At 42.1% G+C, this 19,582-nt stretch carries 16 protein-coding genes, 1 tRNA gene and 1 pseudogene; 11 read left to right on the top strand and 7 right to left on the bottom strand.

The features are described from left to right. Window positions 1-12 precede the first annotated feature (12 nt). A complete protein-coding gene (gene mdh, locus ELZ61_RS07535; RefSeq protein WP_126372614.1) occupies window positions 13-948 on the top strand; it encodes a malate dehydrogenase in 936 nt (311 codons plus the stop codon). Between the two features lie 79 nt (window positions 949-1,027). Here the strand turns inward: mdh and gntR are convergent, their stop codons facing one another. Beyond that, window positions 1,028-2,032, bottom strand: a complete 1,005-nt coding sequence (gene gntR / locus ELZ61_RS07530) for a gluconate operon transcriptional repressor GntR (protein WP_126372612.1) — start codon at window positions 2,030-2,032, stop codon at window positions 1,028-1,030. A gap of 474 nt (window positions 2,033-2,506) precedes the next feature. On the opposite strand from gntR, the pseudogene selD reads away from it, so the two are divergent. Continuing rightward, window positions 2,507-3,543, top strand: a pseudogene (gene selD, locus ELZ61_RS07525) (selenide, water dikinase SelD). A 45-nt stretch (window positions 3,544-3,588) separates the two neighbouring features. On the opposite strand, the gene ELZ61_RS07520 reads toward selD, so the two are convergent. Then, the gene (locus tag ELZ61_RS07520) at window positions 3,589-5,073 is read right to left on the bottom strand and encodes a leucyl aminopeptidase (protein ID WP_126372610.1); all 1,485 of its coding nucleotides are present in this window, start codon (window positions 5,071-5,073) and stop codon (window positions 3,589-3,591) included. A gap of 108 nt (window positions 5,074-5,181) precedes the next feature. On the opposite strand from ELZ61_RS07520, the gene lptF reads away from it, so the two are divergent. The 4 genes from lptF (at window position 5,182) to ELZ61_RS07500 (ending at window position 8,677) form a co-directional block, all read left to right on the top strand. Next, a complete protein-coding gene (lptF, locus tag ELZ61_RS07515) occupies window positions 5,182-6,279 on the top strand; it encodes an LPS export ABC transporter permease LptF (RefSeq protein ID WP_206750008.1) in 1,098 nt (365 codons plus the stop codon). 12 nt (window positions 6,280-6,291) lie between these two features. Further along, window positions 6,292-7,359 (top strand): LPS export ABC transporter permease LptG, encoded by a 1,068-nt coding sequence (gene lptG, locus ELZ61_RS07510; protein ID WP_126372606.1) that lies wholly within the window; start codon window positions 6,292-6,294, stop codon window positions 7,357-7,359. A gap of 75 nt (window positions 7,360-7,434) precedes the next feature. Then, on the top strand, window positions 7,435-8,352 hold the full coding sequence (locus ELZ61_RS07505; RefSeq protein WP_164550727.1) for a mechanosensitive ion channel family protein: 918 nt from the start codon (window positions 7,435-7,437) through the stop codon (window positions 8,350-8,352). Between the two features lie 238 nt (window positions 8,353-8,590). Next, window positions 8,591-8,677: transfer RNA gene (locus ELZ61_RS07500), tRNA-Leu, on the top strand. A 261-nt stretch (window positions 8,678-8,938) separates the two neighbouring features. On the opposite strand, the gene ELZ61_RS07495 is transcribed toward ELZ61_RS07500, so the two are convergent. Further along, window positions 8,939-10,288 (bottom strand): GntP family permease, encoded by a 1,350-nt coding sequence (locus tag ELZ61_RS07495; protein WP_126372602.1) that lies wholly within the window; start codon window positions 10,286-10,288, stop codon window positions 8,939-8,941. Window positions 10,289-10,566: 278 nt separating this feature from the next. Here ELZ61_RS07495 and ELZ61_RS07490 point away from each other — a divergent pair, with 278 nt between their 5' ends. The 4 genes from ELZ61_RS07490 (at window position 10,567) to ELZ61_RS07475 (ending at window position 13,863) form a co-directional block, all read left to right on the top strand. Further along, a complete protein-coding gene (locus tag ELZ61_RS07490; protein WP_126372600.1) occupies window positions 10,567-11,091 on the top strand; it encodes a gluconokinase in 525 nt (174 codons plus the stop codon). Between the two features lie 75 nt (window positions 11,092-11,166). Beyond that, complete coding sequence (locus ELZ61_RS07485) at window positions 11,167-11,499, top strand: type II toxin-antitoxin system RelE/ParE family toxin (protein ID WP_126372598.1); 333 nt, start codon at window positions 11,167-11,169, stop codon at window positions 11,497-11,499. A gap of 2 nt (window positions 11,500-11,501) precedes the next feature. Next, complete coding sequence (locus ELZ61_RS07480) at window positions 11,502-11,816, top strand: helix-turn-helix domain-containing protein (protein WP_126372596.1); 315 nt, start codon at window positions 11,502-11,504, stop codon at window positions 11,814-11,816. Window positions 11,817-11,919: 103 nt separating this feature from the next. Next, on the top strand, window positions 11,920-13,863 hold the full coding sequence (locus ELZ61_RS07475) for an ABC transporter ATP-binding protein (protein ID WP_126372594.1): 1,944 nt from the start codon (window positions 11,920-11,922) through the stop codon (window positions 13,861-13,863). 185 nt (window positions 13,864-14,048) lie between these two features. Here the strand turns inward: ELZ61_RS07475 and dxs are convergent, their stop codons facing one another. The 3 genes from dxs to xseB form a co-directional block, all read right to left on the bottom strand. Continuing rightward, the gene (gene dxs, locus ELZ61_RS07470; protein WP_126372592.1) at window positions 14,049-15,908 is read right to left on the bottom strand and encodes a 1-deoxy-D-xylulose-5-phosphate synthase; all 1,860 of its coding nucleotides are present in this window, start codon (window positions 15,906-15,908) and stop codon (window positions 14,049-14,051) included. A 75-nt stretch (window positions 15,909-15,983) separates the two neighbouring features. Beyond that, on the bottom strand, window positions 15,984-16,874 hold the full coding sequence (gene ispA, locus ELZ61_RS07465; protein WP_126372590.1) for a (2E,6E)-farnesyl diphosphate synthase: 891 nt from the start codon (window positions 16,872-16,874) through the stop codon (window positions 15,984-15,986). 25 nt (window positions 16,875-16,899) lie between these two features. Further along, window positions 16,900-17,148: an exodeoxyribonuclease VII small subunit gene (gene xseB, locus ELZ61_RS07460; protein ID WP_103852912.1), complete on the bottom strand. Its 249-nt coding sequence runs from the start codon at window positions 17,146-17,148 to the stop codon at window positions 16,900-16,902. A gap of 233 nt (window positions 17,149-17,381) precedes the next feature. Here xseB and thiI point away from each other — a divergent pair, with 233 nt between their 5' ends. Continuing rightward, window positions 17,382-18,830: a tRNA uracil 4-sulfurtransferase ThiI gene (gene thiI, locus ELZ61_RS07455; protein WP_126372588.1), complete on the top strand. Its 1,449-nt coding sequence runs from the start codon at window positions 17,382-17,384 to the stop codon at window positions 18,828-18,830. A 64-nt stretch (window positions 18,831-18,894) separates the two neighbouring features. Here the strand turns inward: thiI and ELZ61_RS07450 are convergent, their stop codons facing one another. Next, window positions 18,895-19,449: an NAD(P)H nitroreductase gene (locus ELZ61_RS07450; RefSeq protein ID WP_126372586.1), complete on the bottom strand. Its 555-nt coding sequence runs from the start codon at window positions 19,447-19,449 to the stop codon at window positions 18,895-18,897. Window positions 19,450-19,582 lie beyond the last annotated feature (133 nt).

Raw genomic sequence — 19,582 nt, 5'->3', positions numbered from 1 at the left:
TAGGAGTATCAAATGAAAGTTGCAGTTTTAGGTGCCGCAGGCGGTATTGGGCAAGCATTAGCCTTATTGTTGAAGTTACAGTTACCTGCTGGTTCAGAATTATCACTTTATGATATTGCCCCTGTAACTCCGGGGGTTGCGGTGGACGTGAGCCACATTCCAACCGCAGTCAAAGTGCAGGGTTTTTCTGGTGAAGATCCAACACCAGCGTTGCAAGGCGCAGATGTGGTGTTAATTTCAGCAGGTGTCGCGCGTAAACCGGGTATGGATCGTTCTGATTTATTCAATATTAATGCAGGAATTGTGCGTAATCTTGTTGAAAAAGTGGCGCAAGTTTGCCCGAAAGCCTGTATTGGTATTATCACCAATCCTGTTAATACCACTGTTGCCATTGCCGCAGAAGTGTTGAAAAAAGCGGGTGTGTATGACAAACGCAAACTATTTGGTGTAACAACATTAGATGTGATCCGTTCAGAAACCTTTGTTGCAGAGTTAAAAGATCTTGATGTTTCACGCACCGCTGTGCCAGTTATTGGTGGGCATTCAGGCGTAACCATTTTACCTTTACTCTCTCAAGTGCAATATGCACAATGGAAAGAGGAAGAAATCGCACCGCTTACCAAACGTATCCAAAACGCAGGTACGGAAGTGGTGGAAGCCAAAGCTGGCGGCGGTTCAGCAACCCTTTCTATGGCTCAAGCCGCAGCACGTTTTGCCCGCTCTTTAGTGAAAGGCTTGAGTGGCCAAACTGTGGTGGAATGTAGCTATGTAGAAGGTGATGGCAAATATGCACGTTTCTTCGCACAGCCTGTTCGTTTGGGTAAAGATGGGGTAGAAGAAATTCTGCCAATTGGCGAATTAAGCGCTTTTGAGCAAAAAGCCTTAGAAGATATGTTACCAACCTTGCGTGCAGATATTGAGCTTGGCGAAAAATTTGTGAATGGCTAATTTTAGTTAGCGATTAAAAAAGAAAGGGCATCTTGAGATGCCTTTTTTAATGGCGTGGAATAACGATTAAGAATAGTGATTAAGGTTTAACACTTTGCCCCAAATGAATTTCATAACCCAAATTGATAATGTGGCTTTTCATTGGAATACCTTGTAAGCGATTGAGTAATTCTTGCGCTGCAATTTTGCCAATCTCTAATCTTGGCGTGATCACGGTGGCAAGTTGTGGTGTCATTGATTGCCCCACATCGTGGCCGTGGAAACCTGCAATGGCGATCTCTTGTGGAATTTTGATTCCTAATCGCTGGCATTCAAACAACGCGCCAATAGCTAAGTCATCATTGGTACAAAAAATGCCGTTGGTTTCAGGGTATTGGCTTAAGGCTTGGCGTAGTAAATTTGCCCCTAAAGTGAAAGAAGAGGGTTCAGAAGTAATCAGGCTATGTGGTGTTAAGCCGTGTTTTTTCATTGCATTTTCATAACCTTGCATTTTCAGTTTGGTACGCTTGTCCATTCGCGCAGTGAAATAAAGGATATTTTTATGCCCGTAATGAATCATTGTTTCCACCATAGATTGTGCCGCCGCCACATTATCAAAGCCCACCACTTGCTGAATGCCCATTTCGCTGCTGTCCATAATTTCAATCACAGGAATATTGGCGACTTCGAGCATTTTTAAGGTGCGTGGGCTATGGTGATTTTCCGATAAAATTAAACCGTCCACATTATAAGAAAGCAGGCTTTCAATGCGTTGTTCTTCTTTTTCTACGCTATATCCATAGTGCGCCACCATCGTTTGATAGCCAGCTTTATCCGTAATTAATTCAATACCTTTCAACACTTCCGCGAAAACTTGGTTAGTGAGAGAGGGCAATAACACGCCAATGGCCAAACTTTTGGCGTTAGATAAAATATCAGGCGCTCGGTTAGGGATATAGCCAAATTGTTCAATTGCGGCTGCGATTTTGTGCTGCGTTTCTGGCGCAACGGAATCAGGATTGCGTAAATAACGGCTAATGGTCATTTTGGTTAAACCAAGATGATCGGCAATCATTTGTAGGGTGGGGCGTTTTCGTCTATTCATTTTCGTCTATTTAGCTACATAAAAGGGAAAAATAATAATCCGTTATTCTAGTAAAAATTTCACAAAAAATCACCGCACTTAGGGGCTGTTGATCATTCATTTTACATTTGAGTTATCGTTTAAAATTAGTGCAATCGCGGCGCGGTTCGAAACTAAGAGTGGTTCTCTTGGTGAGAACAGCAACAAAGAGTGCGCTAATTTTAAACATAACCCGAAGGGCTAGTGCTATTTTTCGTAATAACTAGACTGAGAATAGCTCATTTAAAATAACTAAATTTCACTACATTCGCTTTATTCTCATAAAAAAAATAGGCTCTAGCTCAAATGTAAAATGAATGATCAACAACCCCTAAAATCAGCGTATAATGAAAACATTCACTCATCAGTTGATGGTAAAGCGAGGAAGCTATGTTAAAAGAAACTAAATCAAAACAAACCAATCTCACCGATGTTCAAAATGCCCTAGATCAAACCGTGGCAGAAACTATTCGCTTAACGCAATATAGCCACGGCGCAGGGTGCGGTTGTAAAATTTCGCCGAAAGTGCTGGAAACTATTTTACATTCTGAAATGGAAAAATTTGTCGATCCTAATTTATTGGTGGGCAATGAAACCAAAGATGACGCAGCGGTTTATGATATTGGCAATGGGGTAGGCATTATCAGCACCACAGATTTCTTTATGCCGATCGTAGATGATCCCTTTGATTTTGGACGCATTGCCGCCACCAATGCCATTAGTGATATTTTCGCAATGGGCGGTAAACCAATTATGGCCATTGCGATTTTAGGTTTCCCAATCAAATTACTTCCACCTAGCGTGGCGCAACGTATTGTGGACGGCGGGCGTTTTGCGTGCCAACAAGCAGGCATCGCCTTAGCAGGCGGCCATTCTATTGATGCCCCAGAACCGATTTTTGGCTTAGCCGTAACAGGTGTGATTTCTACCGACAAAGTGAAAAAGAACGCTTCCGCGCAAGCTGGTTGCAAACTTTATCTCACCAAACCGCTTGGTATTGGCGTTTTAACTACGGCGGAGAAAAAAGGCAAACTTAAACCTGAACACAAAGGCCTTGCCACCGCAACAATGTGCCAAATGAACAAAATTGGCGCGAAATTTGCGGAATTAGACGGCATCACCGCAATGACAGATGTAACTGGCTTTGGCTTGCTTGGCCATTTAAGTGAGATTTGCGAGGGCTCACAGCTCAAGGCAAAAGTGTATTTTGATAAAATCAAAACCCTAGACGGTGTGATCCGCTATATTGAAAAAGGCTGCGTACCTGGTGGCACAGGACGAAATTTTGAGAGTTACGGCCACAAAATTTCTGGTATGAATGATCTACAAAAAGCCGTGTTGTGCGATCCACAAACTTCAGGGGTTTGCTTATTGCGGTAAAACCTGAAGCGGTGGAGCAAGTCACAGCGCTAGCACAGCAAGAAGGTGTGGAATTATTTGAGATCGGAGAACTCAGGGATCAAGATCAAGCATTTTTGATTGAAGTGGAGTAGTGTTCAAAAGAAAAATCCCTCAAATAATTGAGGGATTTTTTATGCTTATTTTACCTGATCGATCAAAAACTGCGTGAGTAAATTCACAGGGCGTCCGGTTGCGCCTTTGTTGGCACCTTGTAGCCAGGCGGTGCCGGCGATGTCTAAGTGTGCCCAAGTGTAGTTTTTGGTGAAGTTGGATAAAAACTCGCCTGCGGTGATTGCGCCGCCCCAGCGGCCGCCGATATTGGCAAGATCGGCAAATGGGGATTTAAGTTGTTCTTGGTATTCTTCGCTTAATGGTAAACGCCAAGCTTTATCCGCGCTTTGTTGTGCGGCATTTAATAGCTGTTCCGCAAGACGATCATTTGGCGACATTAAACCACTATTGTGTTGGCCAAGAGCCACTACGCAAGCTCCTGTTAGCGTGGCAATATCAATCACTAACTCAGGTTCAAAGCGTTCTACATAAGTGAGCGTATCGCACAGCACTAAGCGCCCTTCCGCATCGGTATTCAGCACTTCCACGGTTAAACCGCTCATTGTGGTTAAAATATCTCCTGGGCGATAGGCATTGCCGTCTGGCAAGTTTTCGCAACCCGCTAGCACGCCAATCACATTTAACGGTAGTTGTAATTCCGCTAACGCATTCATTACACCATAAACCGAAGCCGCACCGCCCATATCGTATTTCATTTCGTCCATACTATCTGCTGGTTTTAAGGAAATACCACCTGCGTCAAAGGTTAAGCCTTTACCCACTAAAACAATAGGTTTTGCTTGCGGATTTGGGTGATTGCGATATTCAATAATAGAAAGTTGCGCTTCGTTTTGGCTGCCTTGTGAAACCGCAAGGTAGGCATTCATTCCGAGCTCAGCCATTTCTTTTTCTCCAAGCACGTTCACTTTAAAGTGCGGTGATTTTTCGGCGAGTTCTTTCGCTTGTTCTGCTAAATACGCAGGATTACACACATTTGGCGGGCAATTTGCTACATCTTTCGCACAACGTACACCAAGTGCGATGGCTTGCCCTTGTTGAACCGCTTTTTCTGCTTCTGTTTGCTGTGCTGAATCAACGACAAACACCATTTCTTGCAAAGCGGTATTCTGATCTGATTTTTTGCTTTTGAATTGATCGAATTGATAAAAACTTTCTGCAATGCTTTCAACGGCAAATCTCACATTCCAATAAAGATCACGTTCGTTGATTTGCACTTCCGTTAAAAAGTTATGCACCTGTGCCGCACTGGTGGCTTTTACTGCTTGAATAACGCTTTTGATGAGTTGTTTATATTGGCGAACATTGAGTTCCCCTTGTTTGCCGCAGCCCACCACAAAAATACGTTCTAAATTTGCACTAGGTAAACGCAAGGTAACCACTTCGCCTTGCTTGCCTTTCACATCGCCTGCGTTGATAAGTTGGCTAATTGCCCCTTGGCTTAATTGATCAAGCGCCTGTGCGGCGGGGGAAAGTTTTCCTTCTTCAAATACGCCAACGATCACATTACCGGTTAGCGCAGAAAGTGCGGTGTTTTTTACAGTATATTTCATTTGTTCCTCACTAATTTACTGCCTTCTGTTAAAAAATACGTTATTATACGCCATTCAATTTGAAACGACTTCCATAAAAATTGCAAGCAAAATAACATAGGCAATACGGTGATTTTAACAAGATATTTAACCAAAGAAGTATTAAAAAGCCAAACGGCTATTCTGTTCATTTTACTTCTCATTTTTTTCTGCCAACAACTTGTGCGTGTACTCGGTTCTGCGGCCAATGGTAAAGTGCCAGCCGATTTGGTGTTTTCATTATTAGGCTTAGGAATGCCCACAATGGCGCAATTAATGTTGCCTTTGTGTTTATTTATTGCGTTGTTGCTCACCTTTGGTCGCCTTTATGCGGAAAGTGAAATTACGGTAATGCGCGCCTGCGGTGTGGGGCAAAGTTTATTGGTAAAAGTGGCGTTAATCTTATCGTTAGCCACGGCGGGACTGGCCGCTTACAATGCGTTGGTTTTATCCCCTTGGGCGTTGCAAAAACAAAGCCAAATTGTTAAAGATGCAAAAGCAAACCCGACAATGGGGGCGCTGGCGGCTGGGCAATTTATTTCTGCCAATAGCAGCGATTTAGTGTTGTTTATTGATAAAATTCAAAATAACACCATTCAAGGGGTGTACGTTTTTCAAATGCAAAATAAGAAAAATGAAAAACCTTCTGTGATTGTGGCGGACTCAGGTGAACTCACCGCTTTACCAAATGGCGATCAGGTGTTAAATCTTACCCATAGCCAACGTATTGAAGGCAGTGCGATGTTGCCCGATTTTCGGATTACGGATTTTGAGCAATATCAAGCCTATTTAGGTTATAAGGCCACAGAAAATGATAGCGATGATGCGGAAACCTTGCCGTTAAACCAACTGTTAACTAGCACCACGCCAGCGGGAAAAACGGAACTTCATTGGCGCATTACCTTAATTCTCGCCGTGCCAATTATGGCATTAATTGCCGTGCCATTGAGCCGAGTGAATCCGCGTCAAGGAAGATTTGCCAAAATTTTACCCGCACTTTTGTTGTATTTAATTTACTTTTTACTGCAAAGCTCATTCAAATCTGCCGGTGCGGCAGGTAAATTAGATGCCAGCCTGTTAATGCCACTGGTGAATGTTGCCTTTTTAGCCTTAGGGATTGTGCTAAATAGCTGGAACAGTGCCTTTATGTACAAAATTCGCTATCAACTCTTCAAGAAACGAGCCTAAGGAATAAAAATAATGATGAATACATTAGACCGTTATATTGGAAAATCCATTTTAGGGGCGATTTTCGCCACCTTGCTCACCTTGGTAGGGCTTTCTGCCATCATTAAATTTGTGGAACAATTTCGTAATGTGGGGCGAGGCACTTATGATGTGTTGCAAGCAGGGCTTTTCACCGTTTTAACCATTCCTAAAGATGTTGAAACTTTCTTCCCGATGGCTGCTTTATTGGGGGCGCTGATCGCCCTTGGTAACTTAGCGAGCCGTAGTGAATTAGTGGTAATGCAAGCGTCTGGATTTTCACGTTTAAAAATTGGTTTTGCAGTAATGAAAACCGCCATTCCTTTGGTAATTATGACGATGATCATTGGCGAATGGGGCATTCCGCAAACGGAACAATTTGCCCGTGATATGCGTGCTAAAGCTATTTCAGGCGGTGAAATGCTTTCGGTTAAAAATGGCGTGTGGGCAAAAGACGGCAATGATTTTATTTATGTCAGACGCATCACCGATAACGTCAAACTCAATGATATTTATATTTATCATTTCAATGACAAGCGTCAGCTAGAGCAAGTTAGCCACGCCAATCAAGCAGAATTTAAAGACGGCAACTGGCAATTAATGCAAGTGAATAAATCACACATTTCAGCGGACAAAATCAGCACAGCCAATTATCTCAACGAAGCGTGGCAAACCACCTTAACGCCCGATAAATTAGGCATTGTGTCTTTACGTCCGACTTCGCTTTCTATTTCAGGGCTAGCAGATTACATTGCCTTTATGAAAGAAACAGGGCAAGACGCTAAGCGTTTTGAACTCACTTACTGGCGAAAAATCTTTCAACCGATTTCCGTAGGCGTAATGATGTTGCTGGCGCTCTCTTTCATCTTTGGCCCATTGCGTAGCGTAACGATGGGCGCAAGAATGGTCACAGGAATTTGTTTTGGCTTTTTATTTTATGTGGTCAATGAGATTTTCGGCCCGCTTAGTTTAGTTTATAATGTGCCGCCAATCGCAGGGGCATTAATGCCGAGCGGATTATTTATTCTCATCACTTGGTGGCTACTGGCGCGCAAACGCTAGCAACTCAAGTGCGGTGTAAAAAAGAGCCATTTTTATAAATGGCTTTTCTTTTGATTATTTATGACAGGAAATTTTATGACAGAAAACAATTCATTAACCTTGGTAACTCACACGATTTCTCAATGGAAAGATTGGCTGATTGGCTTTATTCCAAATATCGTTTCAGCCGTTATTTTGCTCACGCTCTTCTATTTTCTTGCCAAAATTCTAAGTAAAGCAGCGTTGCGCATTTATAGCCGATTATTCCCAAAAAACTTGCGTGTCGCAAAAGGCATTTCCATCGGTGTAAAAATTCTTATTTGGTTTTTAGGCATTATTCTTGCCTTAGAAGTGTTGCACCTTGCTTCATTCCTTACGCATTTATTAGCGGGTGCTGGGATTGTAGGGATTATCGCAGGCTTTGCCTTTAAAGATATTGCGTCTAATGCCTTTTCTGGCTTGCTGATTAAATCAGAACAGCCGTTTGAAGTGGGCGATTGGGTAAACATCAACAATTCCATTGGTAAAGTGGTGAATATCGGCTTAGTGACCGTAGAATTAATCACCATTGAAGGGGAAACCGCTCTTATTCCAAACCAAATGATTTACAGCGATGAATTTTTTAACTATTCCAAACTAAAAAAACGCCGCGTTATTTTATCAACAGGCGTGTCTTATGGTGATGATTTAGACAAGGTTCGCCAAGTTACCTTAGATTTAATGCAAGAATGGGATTTCGTGATCGATAAAAATGACATCAACTTCTACTTCACCGATATTGGTAGTTCAACTTTCGATTTCATCATTCGTTTTTGGGTGGATTTCGTTACCTATGAAGACTATTTAGAATCCAAAAGCCAAGCTATTATGGCGCTGAAAAAACGCTTTGAACAAGAAAATATCAGCATTGCTTACAACGTAACCACGCTTGATTTCGGTGTAAAAGGCGGCGTGAACTTGTTCGATAAAGCCATTCAAATTAATGACAATGGCTCAACAACAAAAACACAATAAGACAAAATAACGCATTAGCCTATCTGTAACGATAGGCTTTTTATGTCGAATAAACGTGTTTTTCTTTATTTTCACTTATCAAGTGCGGTGAAAAATCACAAAATTTTTACCGCACTTTAAAATTGACTAAAATTACTTCACTCATCATCAAATTCGTAAATTTTACTTGCAAGCAAAAATCAACTCCGTATAATTCACCACATCGACAACACATTAGGTTGTTTTCTCAAACTCCTTAGCCAGTGTGACGAAATTGGTAGACGTAGCGGATTCAAAATCCGCCGCCCTTAAAAGCGTGCCGGTTCGAGTCCGGCCACTGGCACCATTCCACAAATCACGTAAATTTTCTGTTTTCTCTATTTGCTAGTCTATTCATTTACAGTATTTCATCAATATGAATGATACTACGAGCTAAAAAATATTGCATAAAATAGCAAAGAAATTATCAGGGGATAACTAATTGATAGGAGAAATAGGTGTTAAAAATATAATAAAACAAATATATTTTGGATAATTATCTAATCTGCATAGTAAGAAGAAGTCTCGTCAGACTATGCAGATTATTCCTGTTCTTTTCGTACTTTATTTAGAACAAAATACTTCCCACTAAGGCAAAAGCAAATCCGGTAAAGCCGATGAGGGTTTCTAGCACTGTCCAAGTTTTTAATGTGGTTTTGGTGTCCATTTCTAGGAAACGGCTGACTAACCAGAAACCGCTGTCATTAACGTGAGAGAATACCGTTGCACCTGAGGCGATAGCGATCACGATAAAGCAAAGATCGAATTGGCTTAATCCAACCGTTGCCGCCACTGTTGGCGCAATTAAGGCTGATGTGGTGGTGAGTGCCACGGTGGCAGAACCTTGTGCTACACGCAATGCCATTGAAATAATGAAGGCCGCCACAATCACAGGCATTCCTGTATCAGCAAACATTGCGGAGAGCTCATTACCAATGCCGCTTGCACGCAATACGCCACCGAACATACCACCTGCGCCCGTTACTAGAACGATAGAACAGATTGGTCCTAGTGCGTTATCACAGATTTTTTCGATTTGTTCATTACTGCGCTGATCTTTTAGTAATAAAATGGTTACGATTAAGGTAATCAATAATGCCACAGGGGTTTTGCCGAGTAAGCGTAGGCCTTGTACCCAAGCCTGTGAGCCATTAACCACGCCTGCGACAGAAAGGGTATTCAAGCCGGTATCACATAAAATTAGCACTAATGGCAATAATAAAATGGTTAACACTTTACCAAAACTTGGTGGATTTAACACCGCAGTTTCATTGATGGCATTTGCGTTTAAGAATGCTTTTGGTAAATCTACCATCACTTTTTTGCCTAAGTATTGGCTAAATAAGTAGCTTGCGATGTACCAAGTTGGAATACCACAGACTAAACCAACGATGACTAATAAGCCAATATTTGCTCCTAATAAATCGCCTGAAGCAACAGGGCCAGGGTGCGGAGGCACAAAGGCGTGCATTACAGCAAATGCCCCTGCTGCTGGGAAGGCATAGCGCAATACTGAACCGCCAAAGCGTTTTGCGACACTAAAGATAATTGGTAGCATCACGACTAATCCTGCATCAAAGAAAATTGGGAAGCCGAACAATAAAGAGGCGACCCCTAAAGCGAAAGGTGCTTTTTTTTCACCAAATTTATTGATGAGCGTATCAGCAAGCACTTTTGCGCCGCCAGTGATTTCAAGCAAGCGACCGATCATCGCGCCCAAACCAACTAATAACGCCACAGACGCTAATGTGCCGCCGAAGCCTTTAGTTAAAGTTGGCAGAATTTCATTGAATGGCACGCCGGTGGCTAGTGCCGTGAGCAAGCTCACGATAATTAAGGCGACAAAGGCGTGAACTCTGAATTTCATAATTAATAAAAGCAACAGCAAGACTGAAGCTATCAAAGTGAAAATCAACATATAAGATCCTTAGTATTTGATGATTAATTTCTTAGCCAACGACCAAGAACGGATTGCTAATTTACCCGTAACATTAAAATTAACTAGCAAGGTAAAATAGATAGGCATATTATTAGGGAAATTCTAACCAAAGTTCAAATGATTAGGACGAAAATAGCGATTTTTGTTAAAAATTTGTGAGAATGATCACAAAATGAAATGTTACCAGTAACTAAAATCTGCAATTTTTTGTTATGGTTAGCGCAGTAGAAATAAAATTTAGCGGTAAGGAAAAGAAAATGGAAAAAACAAAAGGCAAAAGTTTTATCTTAATGGGCGTCTCTAGCACAGGAAAAACTTCCGTAGGTACGGAGGTTTGCCGCCGTTTAGGGTTAAAATTAATTGATGGGGACGATCTCCACCCGAGAGCTAATATCATCAAAATGGGCAATGGGCAGCCACTCAATGATGAAGATCGTGCCCCTTGGCTTGAACGTATCCGTGATGCGGCATTCAGCCTAGAACAAAAAAGCGAACAAGGGATTATTGTTTGTTCTGCATTGAAGAAAAAATATCGCGATCAAATTCGTGATGGCAACGAAAGCGTGAAATTCCTGTTTTTAGAAGGTAGCTTTGATTTAGTGCTAGAGCGAATGAAAAATCGCAAAGGGCATTATATGAAAACAGAAATGCTCAAAAGCCAATTCGATACCCTAGAAATCCCACAAGTTGATGAGCCAGATGTCATTCATATTGATATTGAAGGAACATTTGACGAGGTGGTAGAACGTTGTGTGGTGGCGTTAAGACCATTTTTGGAATAAATGTGGATATTTTAGGAAAACTTTACTTTCTATACGCTTTTCGCGTATAATTTTCTGAGTTTTATTGGAGAAACTATGAAAGCGGTTTTTATTGAATTGCCATTTTTTGAAAAATATAGGAAGGAATATCTCTCTGACGATGAGTATCTTATGCTACAAAATGAGTTACTTGTTACACCAGAAAAAGGAGATTTAATACAAGGCACTGGAGGGCTTAGGAAACTAAGAATTGCAAATTCTAAAAGAAATAGAGGTAAAAGGGGCGGAGCAAGAGTGATTTATTATTACTATGTGCATAATGCAGCAATCTACTTTTTAACCGCCTATGGTAAAGAGATGAAAGAAGATCTCACTGCTGATGAAAAAAGTATCTTGGTTAAAATAGTAGAAAATATAAAGGGGAAATAAGAATGGAAAGAAATTTATTTGAAGAATTAAAACAAGGGTTGGAGCAAATGCAAGCTCATTTGGAAGGCAAAACCACCCTCAAAACCATTGAGCGTGAGCTTCCAGCGGAAATGGGCGAAATAAGCGCGAATGAAGTGAAATCTATCCGTGAAAAACTTAATCTATCACAATCGGTTTTTGCTAAGAAATTGAGAATGAGCGTACGCACCTATCAAGGTTGGGAACAAGGCAAAACCACGCCAAATAAACAAGCCACATTACTCTTGAAGATGATTGAGCGCTCGCCACAAACCTTTGAAGAAATTGCCTCTCTCTAATTGGATCCCCTAGTCAATAGGGGATTTCTCTTTTTTATTCCTCTATAAACCCTTTCATAAACCTGTTAAAATCCACAAAATTTTTTTGAGATAAGGACAGAGTGTGGCGTTAATTAGTTTAACTAACGGTTATCTTTCTTTTAGTGATTACCCCTTGTTAGATCACACGGATTTATACATTGAAGCTGGCGAGCGTGTTTGCTTGGTGGGGCGTAATGGGGTAGGCAAATCTACCTTAATGAAAATTTTGGCCAGCGAAATGGTGATGGACGATGGCCGCCTGCAATTTGAGCGTGATCTGGTGATCTCGCGCCTCGAACAAGATCCCCCACGCAATGCACAAGGCAATGTGTTTGATTATGTGGCGGAAGGCATTGCCCATTTGGCCGATTTATTGAAAGAATATCACCGCACTTCGGATTTGCTTGAGCAAGAATATAGCGAAAGCACGCTAAATCGTTTGGCGGAAATTCAAGCTCAACTTGAACACGCTGATGGTTGGCGGTTTGAAAATAAAATCCGTGAAACCCTAATGAAATTAGGGCTTGAGCCAAATATGCGATTGGCGGATTTATCAGGCGGCTGGTTGCGTAAGGCAGCATTGGCGCGCGCTTTGGTATGCGATCCTGACGTGTTGTTGCTTGATGAACCCACTAACCACCTTGATGTTGATGCCATTGAATGGCTAGAAAATTTCTTACTGAGTTTTGCAGGTTCGATCATCTTTATTTCTCACGACCGTGCTTTTATCAGCAAAATAGCCACCCGTATCGTTGATCTCGATCGGGGCAAATTGGTGTCTTACCCCGGTGATTATGCGAAATATCTCATTGAAAAAGAAGAAAATCTGCGTGTGGAAGCCCTACAAAACGAGCTGTTCGATAAAAAATTAGCGCAAGAAGAAGTGTGGATTCGCCAAGGGATCAAAGCGCGGAGAACCCGTAATGAAGGGCGAGTGCGAGCCTTGAAAGCCTTGCGTGAAGAACGCCGTCAGCGTAGAGATGTGCAGGGCAGTGCCAAGTTACAAGTGGATAATTCCACCCGTTCAGGCAAAATCGTCTTTGAAGTGGAAGATGTAAGCTATGAAATTGCAGGGAAAAAATTGATTTCGCATTTTTCAACCACCATTTTGCGTGGCGATAAAATTGCCTTAGTCGGGGCAAATGGGATCGGCAAAACCACCTTGATTAAATTGCTGTTAGGCGAAATTCAGCCTACGTCAGGGCGTATTAAATGCGGTACAAAATTAGAAATTGCGTATTTCGATCAATACCGCGCTGATCTCGATCCTGAAAAAAGCGTGATGGATAACGTGGCGGACGGCAAGCAGGATATTGAAGTCAATGGCGTGAAACGCCACGTTTTAGGCTATTTGCAAGATTTCTTATTTCCACCTAAGCGCGTAATGGTGCCAGTCAAAGCCCTTTCTGGCGGTGAGCGCAACCGCTTATTGTTGGCAAAATTATTGCTCAAACCCAATAATTTGCTGATTTTGGACGAGCCAACCAATGATCTTGATGTGGAAACCTTAGAATTATTGGAAGAATTGCTAGCAGATTATCAAGGCACGTTGCTGATTGTGAGCCACGATCGTCAATTTATTGATAACACGGCGACTGAATGCTACATCTTTGAAGGCAATGGCGTGATCAATAAATATGTGGGCGGTTTCCACGATGCGAAACAGCAACAAGCCAATGTGTTTGCTTTGAAAGAAGCGGAACAAGCCAAAGAGAAAAAAGCGAAAGAAAAACAAGCGGAAAGTGCGGTGGAAATGAACAAAGTTTCTCACAAACCGGTGAAAAATCGCCCGGTGAAACTTTCTTACAATGAGCAACGAGAGCTAGAGCAATTGCCACAAAAATTGGAAGATTTGGAAGAAAAAATCACCGCACTTCAAGCGGAAGTGTCTGATCAGAATTTCTTTCAGCAAGATCATCAATATACGGCGGACAAACTACAACAGCTTGCCGATGCGGAACAAGCATTAGAACAAGCTTTTGCCCGTTGGGAGGAATTGGAAGAAAAGAAAAATATGGCAAGTTGATAACTTGCTGTAAAGATAAGTGCGGTGGTTTTTTTAGCAAATTTTATCCATAAAAAAACCGCCACATTAAAAACAAGTGGCGGAGAGGTCTTAAATAAGAAATTAGTTTGAAAAAGACAACTGCAATTTGCAGTGCACTAGCATTTACTAAGACTATGCTAGGCAGGAAATAGTTCACAAAAATTTTAAATTTTTTTACTTTTTTGTAAAAAAGTAGTGATTTGCTCTTCAATACCTTGTGCGTCTAGTTTTAAATCTGCCAAAATTTCTTGTTGTGTGCCTTGTGGAATGAAGAAATCTGGCAAGCCTAATTGTAAAAGTGCGGTGGTTTTTGGCTGAGAATTTAGCACTTCCGCCACGGCACTGCCTGCACCGCCTTGAATGGCGTTTTCTTCCAGTGTTACCAATAACGAATGGTTTTCTGCAAGTTGTAAAATTAATGCCTCATCAATGGGCTTGACAAATCGCATATCCACTAAGGTGGCATTTAAGTTTTCTGCGACCGTTTTCGCATTGGCTAACAAGGTACCAAAGTTTAAAATAGCAATATTTTTCCCTTGGCGCACGATTTTACCCTTGCCAAGTGGTAATATTGCTAATGGTTCAAGTTTAACACCAATAGCATTGCCACGCGGGTAACGCACTGCCGCAGGTTTACCACATTGGTATCCTGTGTAAAGCATTTGGCGACATTCATTTTCATCGCTTGGGGTCATAATCACTAAATTTGGAATACAGCGCATAAAGCTAATGTCGAATGCGCCTTGGTGGGTTTGTCCGTCTGCGCCCACCACGCCTGCGCGGTCGATGGCAAATAACACAGGCAGATTTTGAATAGCGACATCGTGAATCACCTGATCATAGGCACGCTGTAAGAACGTGGAATAAATGGCCACCACAGGTTTAAACCCTGCAATCGCCAAGCCCGCAGCAAAAGTAACGGCGTGTTGTTCGGCAATGGCAACATCAAAATATTGTTGTGGGAAGCGGTTGGAAAATTCAACCATTCCTGAACCTTCACGCATCGCAGGGGTGATGCCGATTAATTTCGGATCTTGCTCAGCCATTTCACATAGCCAGTTACCAAAAATTTGCGAATAGGTTGGGGTGGTGGATTTTGGCAATTTTCCGCTTGTGGGATCGAATTTAGGCACACCGTGGAAGCCGATTGGATCTTGTTCCGCTGGCGCATAACCTTTGCCTTTTTTGGTTTTAATATGCAAGAATTGCGGCCCTTTCAGACTGCTCATATTTTTCAACGTGCTAATTAACTCGTCCACGTTATGGCCGTCAATTGGGCCGATATAGTTAAAGCCTAGCTCTTCAAACATTGTGCCAATCGGTGAAACGAAGCCTTTAACGTGTTCTTCTGTCTTTTTCACAAATTCTTTAATTGGTGGCACGCCAGAGAGAATTTTTTTGCCGCCCTCACGCAAGGTAGAATAGAAAGAACCAGAAAACAAGCGGGCAAGATAGTTGTTCAGCGCGCCCACATTTTCTGAAATGGACATTTCGTTATCATTGAGAATCACCAGCATATCCGTGTGCAATGCGCCTGCGTGATTGAGTGCTTCAAAGGCCATTCCCGCGGTGATTGCGCCATCGCCAATGACACAAACCGTTTTGCGCCCTGCGTTCTCTTTTTCTGCCGCCACGGCAATACCAAGCCCAGCACTAATCGAAGTGGAAGAATGCCCCACACTTAGCACATCAAATTCGCTTTCATCACGCCACGGGAAAGGGTGAAGCCCGTCTTTTTGGCGAATGGTGGACATTTTATCACGGCGTCCAGTGAGAATTTTATGCGGATAGGCTTGATGCCCCACGTCCCAAATGAGCTGATCGAATGGCGTGTTGAACACATAGTGCAAGGCTACGGTGAGTTCTACCGTGCCTAAGCCAGAAGCCAAATGGCCGCTACTTTGACTAACACTTTCCAACAAATATCCGCGTAATTCATTACAAAGTTGGGGAAGTTGATCTTTATTTAAAAGACGCAAATCGTCCGGTGAATTAATCAGTGATAAAAGAGGATATTTTTCCATTGTTAATCAAATCCAAAAAAGGGTTAAATTTCGACCGCACTTTAATAATACAAGGCTTAGGCGGTGTCCAATATATTAATTTTTTCTTGTTACAATAAACTCGCTCAATGCCTTTAATGGCGAGCTATCAAAAGGTAATTTGGCCAAAGCATCAAGGGCTTGTTGATGAAGTTCTTGCGCTTTTTCTTTCGCCCCTTGCAAGCCGAGTAATTTCGGGTAAGTGCTTTTATCTGCGGCTAAATCCGCGCCCACAGTTTTACCGATCACATCGCTTTCGCCTTCAATATCTAAAATATCATCTTGCACTTGGAACGCCAGCCCAATGGCATCGGCATAGCGTTCGAGCTGTTGGCAAAGTTGTTTGTCGGCAAAATGCGGTGAACAAAGAAAGCCCATTTTTAATGCACAGCGTAGCAATGCGCCTGTTTTGTTGCGATGAATTCTTTCCAATTCCGTAAGGCTAACTTGTTGATGTTCGGCTTGCAAATCAAGGCTTTGCCCCAAACACATTCCTTGCACGCCAGAGGCTTTTGCCAATTCTGCCACCAAAGCAAGGCGTTGCTCGGCAGATAAATTTGGCGTTTGGCTCAGTAATTCAAACGCAAAGGCTTGCAGCGCATCACCTGCCAGAATGGCGGTGGCTTCATCAAAGGCAATATGGCAAGTGGGGTGGCCACGGCGCAGCGCATCGTTATCCATTGCAGGCAAATCATCGTGAACTAAAGAATAAGCGTGAATCGCTTCAATGCCTGCGGCGGCATAATCCAAATGCACGAGTTCTGCCCCTAACATTCTGCCTGTGGCATAAACCAAAAACGGACGAACACGCTTTCCACCCAATAAAAGCGCATATTTCATTGCTTCCGCTAGGGGAGAGGGTTGCGTGTCAATTTGCTCAAATTGTTGTTCGAGAAATTGATTAATCCGCTGTTGAAGTTGTTGTAAATCCTGTGCAAATTGGTACATAGCAGTGGCTTAGTTATTGGGTTGCTTATTCGTTGTTTTGATAGTCGCTTAATTCTGCTTTATCGCTTTTAGAAAGCAAAATTTGAATGCGCTGTTCCGCTTGTTGTAAACGCGCTTGACCTAATTGCGCCAGCTTAATTCCGCTTTCAAAATCCTTTAACGCTTGTTCTAAAGGCAATTCGCCACTTTCTAAACGAGCAACAATGCTTTCTAATTGGGTTAAGGTGGTTTCAAAATCTAAGCTGTTTTCGTCTGTTGTAGGTTTGCGTGCCATTGTTTTTCCTAAGTTCAAGCTAAATAAATGCCACATTGTACTGTATTTTTATGCACTTGTTAAAGCCTATAGCAAGATTGTTGCGCAAAAAATCTCAGAAAAAAGCACCGCACTTTTGTTTCCCTTGTTTAGCCCCAAAACAGGCGAGAGCAGTGGACGAGAAAAATTGGGGATTCGTAAAAGATGTTGTACAATACCGCCCAATTTTTTTTGCTTAAAACAGAAGTATTCCAATGAAATTTATTATTAAACTTTTCCCTGAAATTATGATTAAAAGCGAAAGCGTGCGTAAACGCTTTATTAAAATTTTGACAGGGAATATTCGCAATATTTTGAATAAATATGATGACACAGTGGCCGTGGTGAAGCACTGGGATTATATCGAAGTGCGGTCAAAAAATGCGGAAAATCGCGCCTTATTAATAGAACTATTAGGACGAATCCCCGGCATTCATCATTTTCTTGAAGTGGAAGAAAAACCGTTCAACAGCGTGCAAGATATTTTCCAACAAACTTTGCAAGATGTGGCACATCTCCTTGAAAACAAAACCTTTTGTGTGCGTGTAAAACGCAAAGGCAAGCACGATTTCTCTTCCCTTGATGTGGAACGCTATGTCGGCGGTGGCTTAAATCAACATATTGCCAGCGCAAAAGTGAAGCTTAGCAAACCTGATGTTACTGTTCGCATTGATATTGAAGACGACAAAATGATGTTGGTGAAAGCACGTCATACAGGACTGGGCGGTTATCCTATTGGCACGCAAGAAGATGTGCTTTCGCTTATCTCGGGCGGCTTTGATTCAGGCGTATCCAGTTATATGCTGATTCGCCGTGGCTCACGCGTGCATTATTGCTTCTTTAATCTGGGCGGTGCAGCACACGAAATTGGCGTAAAACAAATGGCGTATCACATTTGGAATCGCTTCAGTGGCTCGCACAAAGTACGTTTTGTGGCGATTAATTTTGAGCCTGTGGTGGCAGAGATTTTAGAAAAAATTGACAACGGCCAAATGGGCGTGGTGTTAAAACGAATGATGGTGCGTGCTGCAAGCAAAGTGGCAGAACGTTTTGGCATTCAAGCCATTGTTACGGGCGAAGCACTCGGTCAAGTTTCCAGCCAAACGCTCACCAATTTACGTCTAATTGATGAGGCCGCCGATGCCCTTGTGTTACGTCCGCTTATCACCCACGATAAAGAACAAATTATTGCAATGGCAAAAGAAATTGGTACGGACGATATTGCGAAATCAATGCCGGAATTTTGTGGCGTGATTTCAAAAAATCCAACGGTTAAAGCGGTACGAGAAAAAATTCTTAGCGAAGAAAATCATTTTGATTTCAGCGTATTAGAAAGTGCGGTGCAAAATGCGCAATATTTAGACATTCGCCAAATTGCAGAACAAACGGAAAAAGAAGTGGTGGAAGTGGACACCATTTCCGTATTAGGCGAAAACGACATTGTTATTGACATCCGTAGCCCCGAAGAAACAGACGAAAACCCGTTAGAACTGGCAGGGCAGGCAGTACGTTTAATCCCATTTTATAAACTTTCTAGTTTATTTCCAGACTTAGACCAAAGCAAAAATTACGTCCTTTACTGCGAACGCGGCGTAATGAGCAAACTCCAAGCCCTTTATTTAAAAGAAAATGGGTTTGGGAATGTGAGGGTATTTAGGAAGTAAATGGAATCACCGCATTTTATCAATTTATAAGTGCGGTGATTTTTTTGTCATTTTTTCTAATACATTATAAATAACTCACAAAATTTGCTAGATCGATTTGCTTAGGCTCACGGTTGGCTTTTTCTTCCCCTGTACCTAGCATAATAAAAGCGACCACTTTATCGTTTTGATCACATTGTAGCGCTTGGCGTAACTCAGAGCCATCAACCCAAGGGCCAGTAACCCATACATTGTCAAAGCCTTGTGCATTGGCGGCAAGTTGCATTGCGTAAGTGGCGCAACCTGCGGTAAGCATTTGTTCCCAAGCGGGGACTTTAGCAATATCTTTTTGGATTTTTGCGATTACGGCAATGATCATTGGCGCACGATTCGGTAAATTTTCCGCTTTTTTCAACCGCTCTTCACCGAGATTAAGTTCTTGTACCGCACTTTTTAATAAGCCGCCAAGTTTGTTTAAACCGTCTTTTTCAATCACTACAAAGCGATAAGGTTGCAATCTACCGTGATCAGGGACGTGCAGTGCGGCTTGGAAAATCTGTTCAAGTTGTGCTTGGTTTGGCGCAGGCGCAAAGAGTTTCTTGTTAGAACGACGTGAAGTGAGTAGGGTTAAAGCGTCCATAATCAGTCCTTTTGTGAGCATTTTTGTTATGAAAAGTGCGGTGGATTATAGCATAGTTTTTGCTCTTATAGGTGATATAGAAAAGCCCCTTTATATATCGGGGGCTTATGTAATTAGTTCTTTTTACTCTCTT

Origin of the sequence: Avibacterium volantium, assembly GCF_900635775.1 — a bacterium.
Taxonomy (GTDB): Bacteria; Pseudomonadota; Gammaproteobacteria; order Enterobacterales; family Pasteurellaceae; genus Avibacterium; species Avibacterium volantium.
Note: the sequence above shows the minus strand (reverse complement) of the source record. Positions and strands in the feature narration are given on the sequence as shown.

Excerpts from the sequence above, each read along its gene's own strand:
- lptG (WP_126372606.1), top strand. The coding sequence starts at position 6,292 with ATGATGAATACATTAGACCGTTATATTGGAAAATCCATTTTAGGGGCG.
- ELZ61_RS07480 (WP_126372596.1), top strand. The coding sequence starts at position 11,502 with ATGGAAAGAAATTTATTTGAAGAATTAAAACAAGGGTTGGAGCAAATG.
- ELZ61_RS07495 (WP_126372602.1), bottom strand. The coding sequence starts at position 10,288 with ATGTTGATTTTCACTTTGATAGCTTCAGTCTTGCTGTTGCTTTTATTA.
- gntR (WP_126372612.1), bottom strand. The coding sequence starts at position 2,032 with ATGAATAGACGAAAACGCCCCACCCTACAAATGATTGCCGATCATCTT.
- mdh (WP_126372614.1), top strand. The coding sequence starts at position 13 with ATGAAAGTTGCAGTTTTAGGTGCCGCAGGCGGTATTGGGCAAGCATTA.
- ispA (WP_126372590.1), bottom strand. The coding sequence starts at position 16,874 with ATGTACCAATTTGCACAGGATTTACAACAACTTCAACAGCGGATTAAT.
- dxs (WP_126372592.1), bottom strand. The coding sequence starts at position 15,908 with ATGGAAAAATATCCTCTTTTATCACTGATTAATTCACCGGACGATTTG.
- ELZ61_RS07505 (WP_164550727.1), top strand. The coding sequence starts at position 7,435 with ATGACAGAAAACAATTCATTAACCTTGGTAACTCACACGATTTCTCAA.
- thiI (WP_126372588.1), top strand. The coding sequence starts at position 17,382 with ATGAAATTTATTATTAAACTTTTCCCTGAAATTATGATTAAAAGCGAA.
- ELZ61_RS07450 (WP_126372586.1), bottom strand. The coding sequence starts at position 19,449 with ATGGACGCTTTAACCCTACTCACTTCACGTCGTTCTAACAAGAAACTC.
- ELZ61_RS07490 (WP_126372600.1), top strand. The coding sequence starts at position 10,567 with ATGGAAAAAACAAAAGGCAAAAGTTTTATCTTAATGGGCGTCTCTAGC.
- xseB (WP_103852912.1), bottom strand. The coding sequence starts at position 17,148 with ATGGCACGCAAACCTACAACAGACGAAAACAGCTTAGATTTTGAAACC.
- ELZ61_RS07520 (WP_126372610.1), bottom strand. The coding sequence starts at position 5,073 with ATGAAATATACTGTAAAAAACACCGCACTTTCTGCGCTAACCGGTAAT.
- ELZ61_RS07485 (WP_126372598.1), top strand. The coding sequence starts at position 11,167 with ATGAAAGCGGTTTTTATTGAATTGCCATTTTTTGAAAAATATAGGAAG.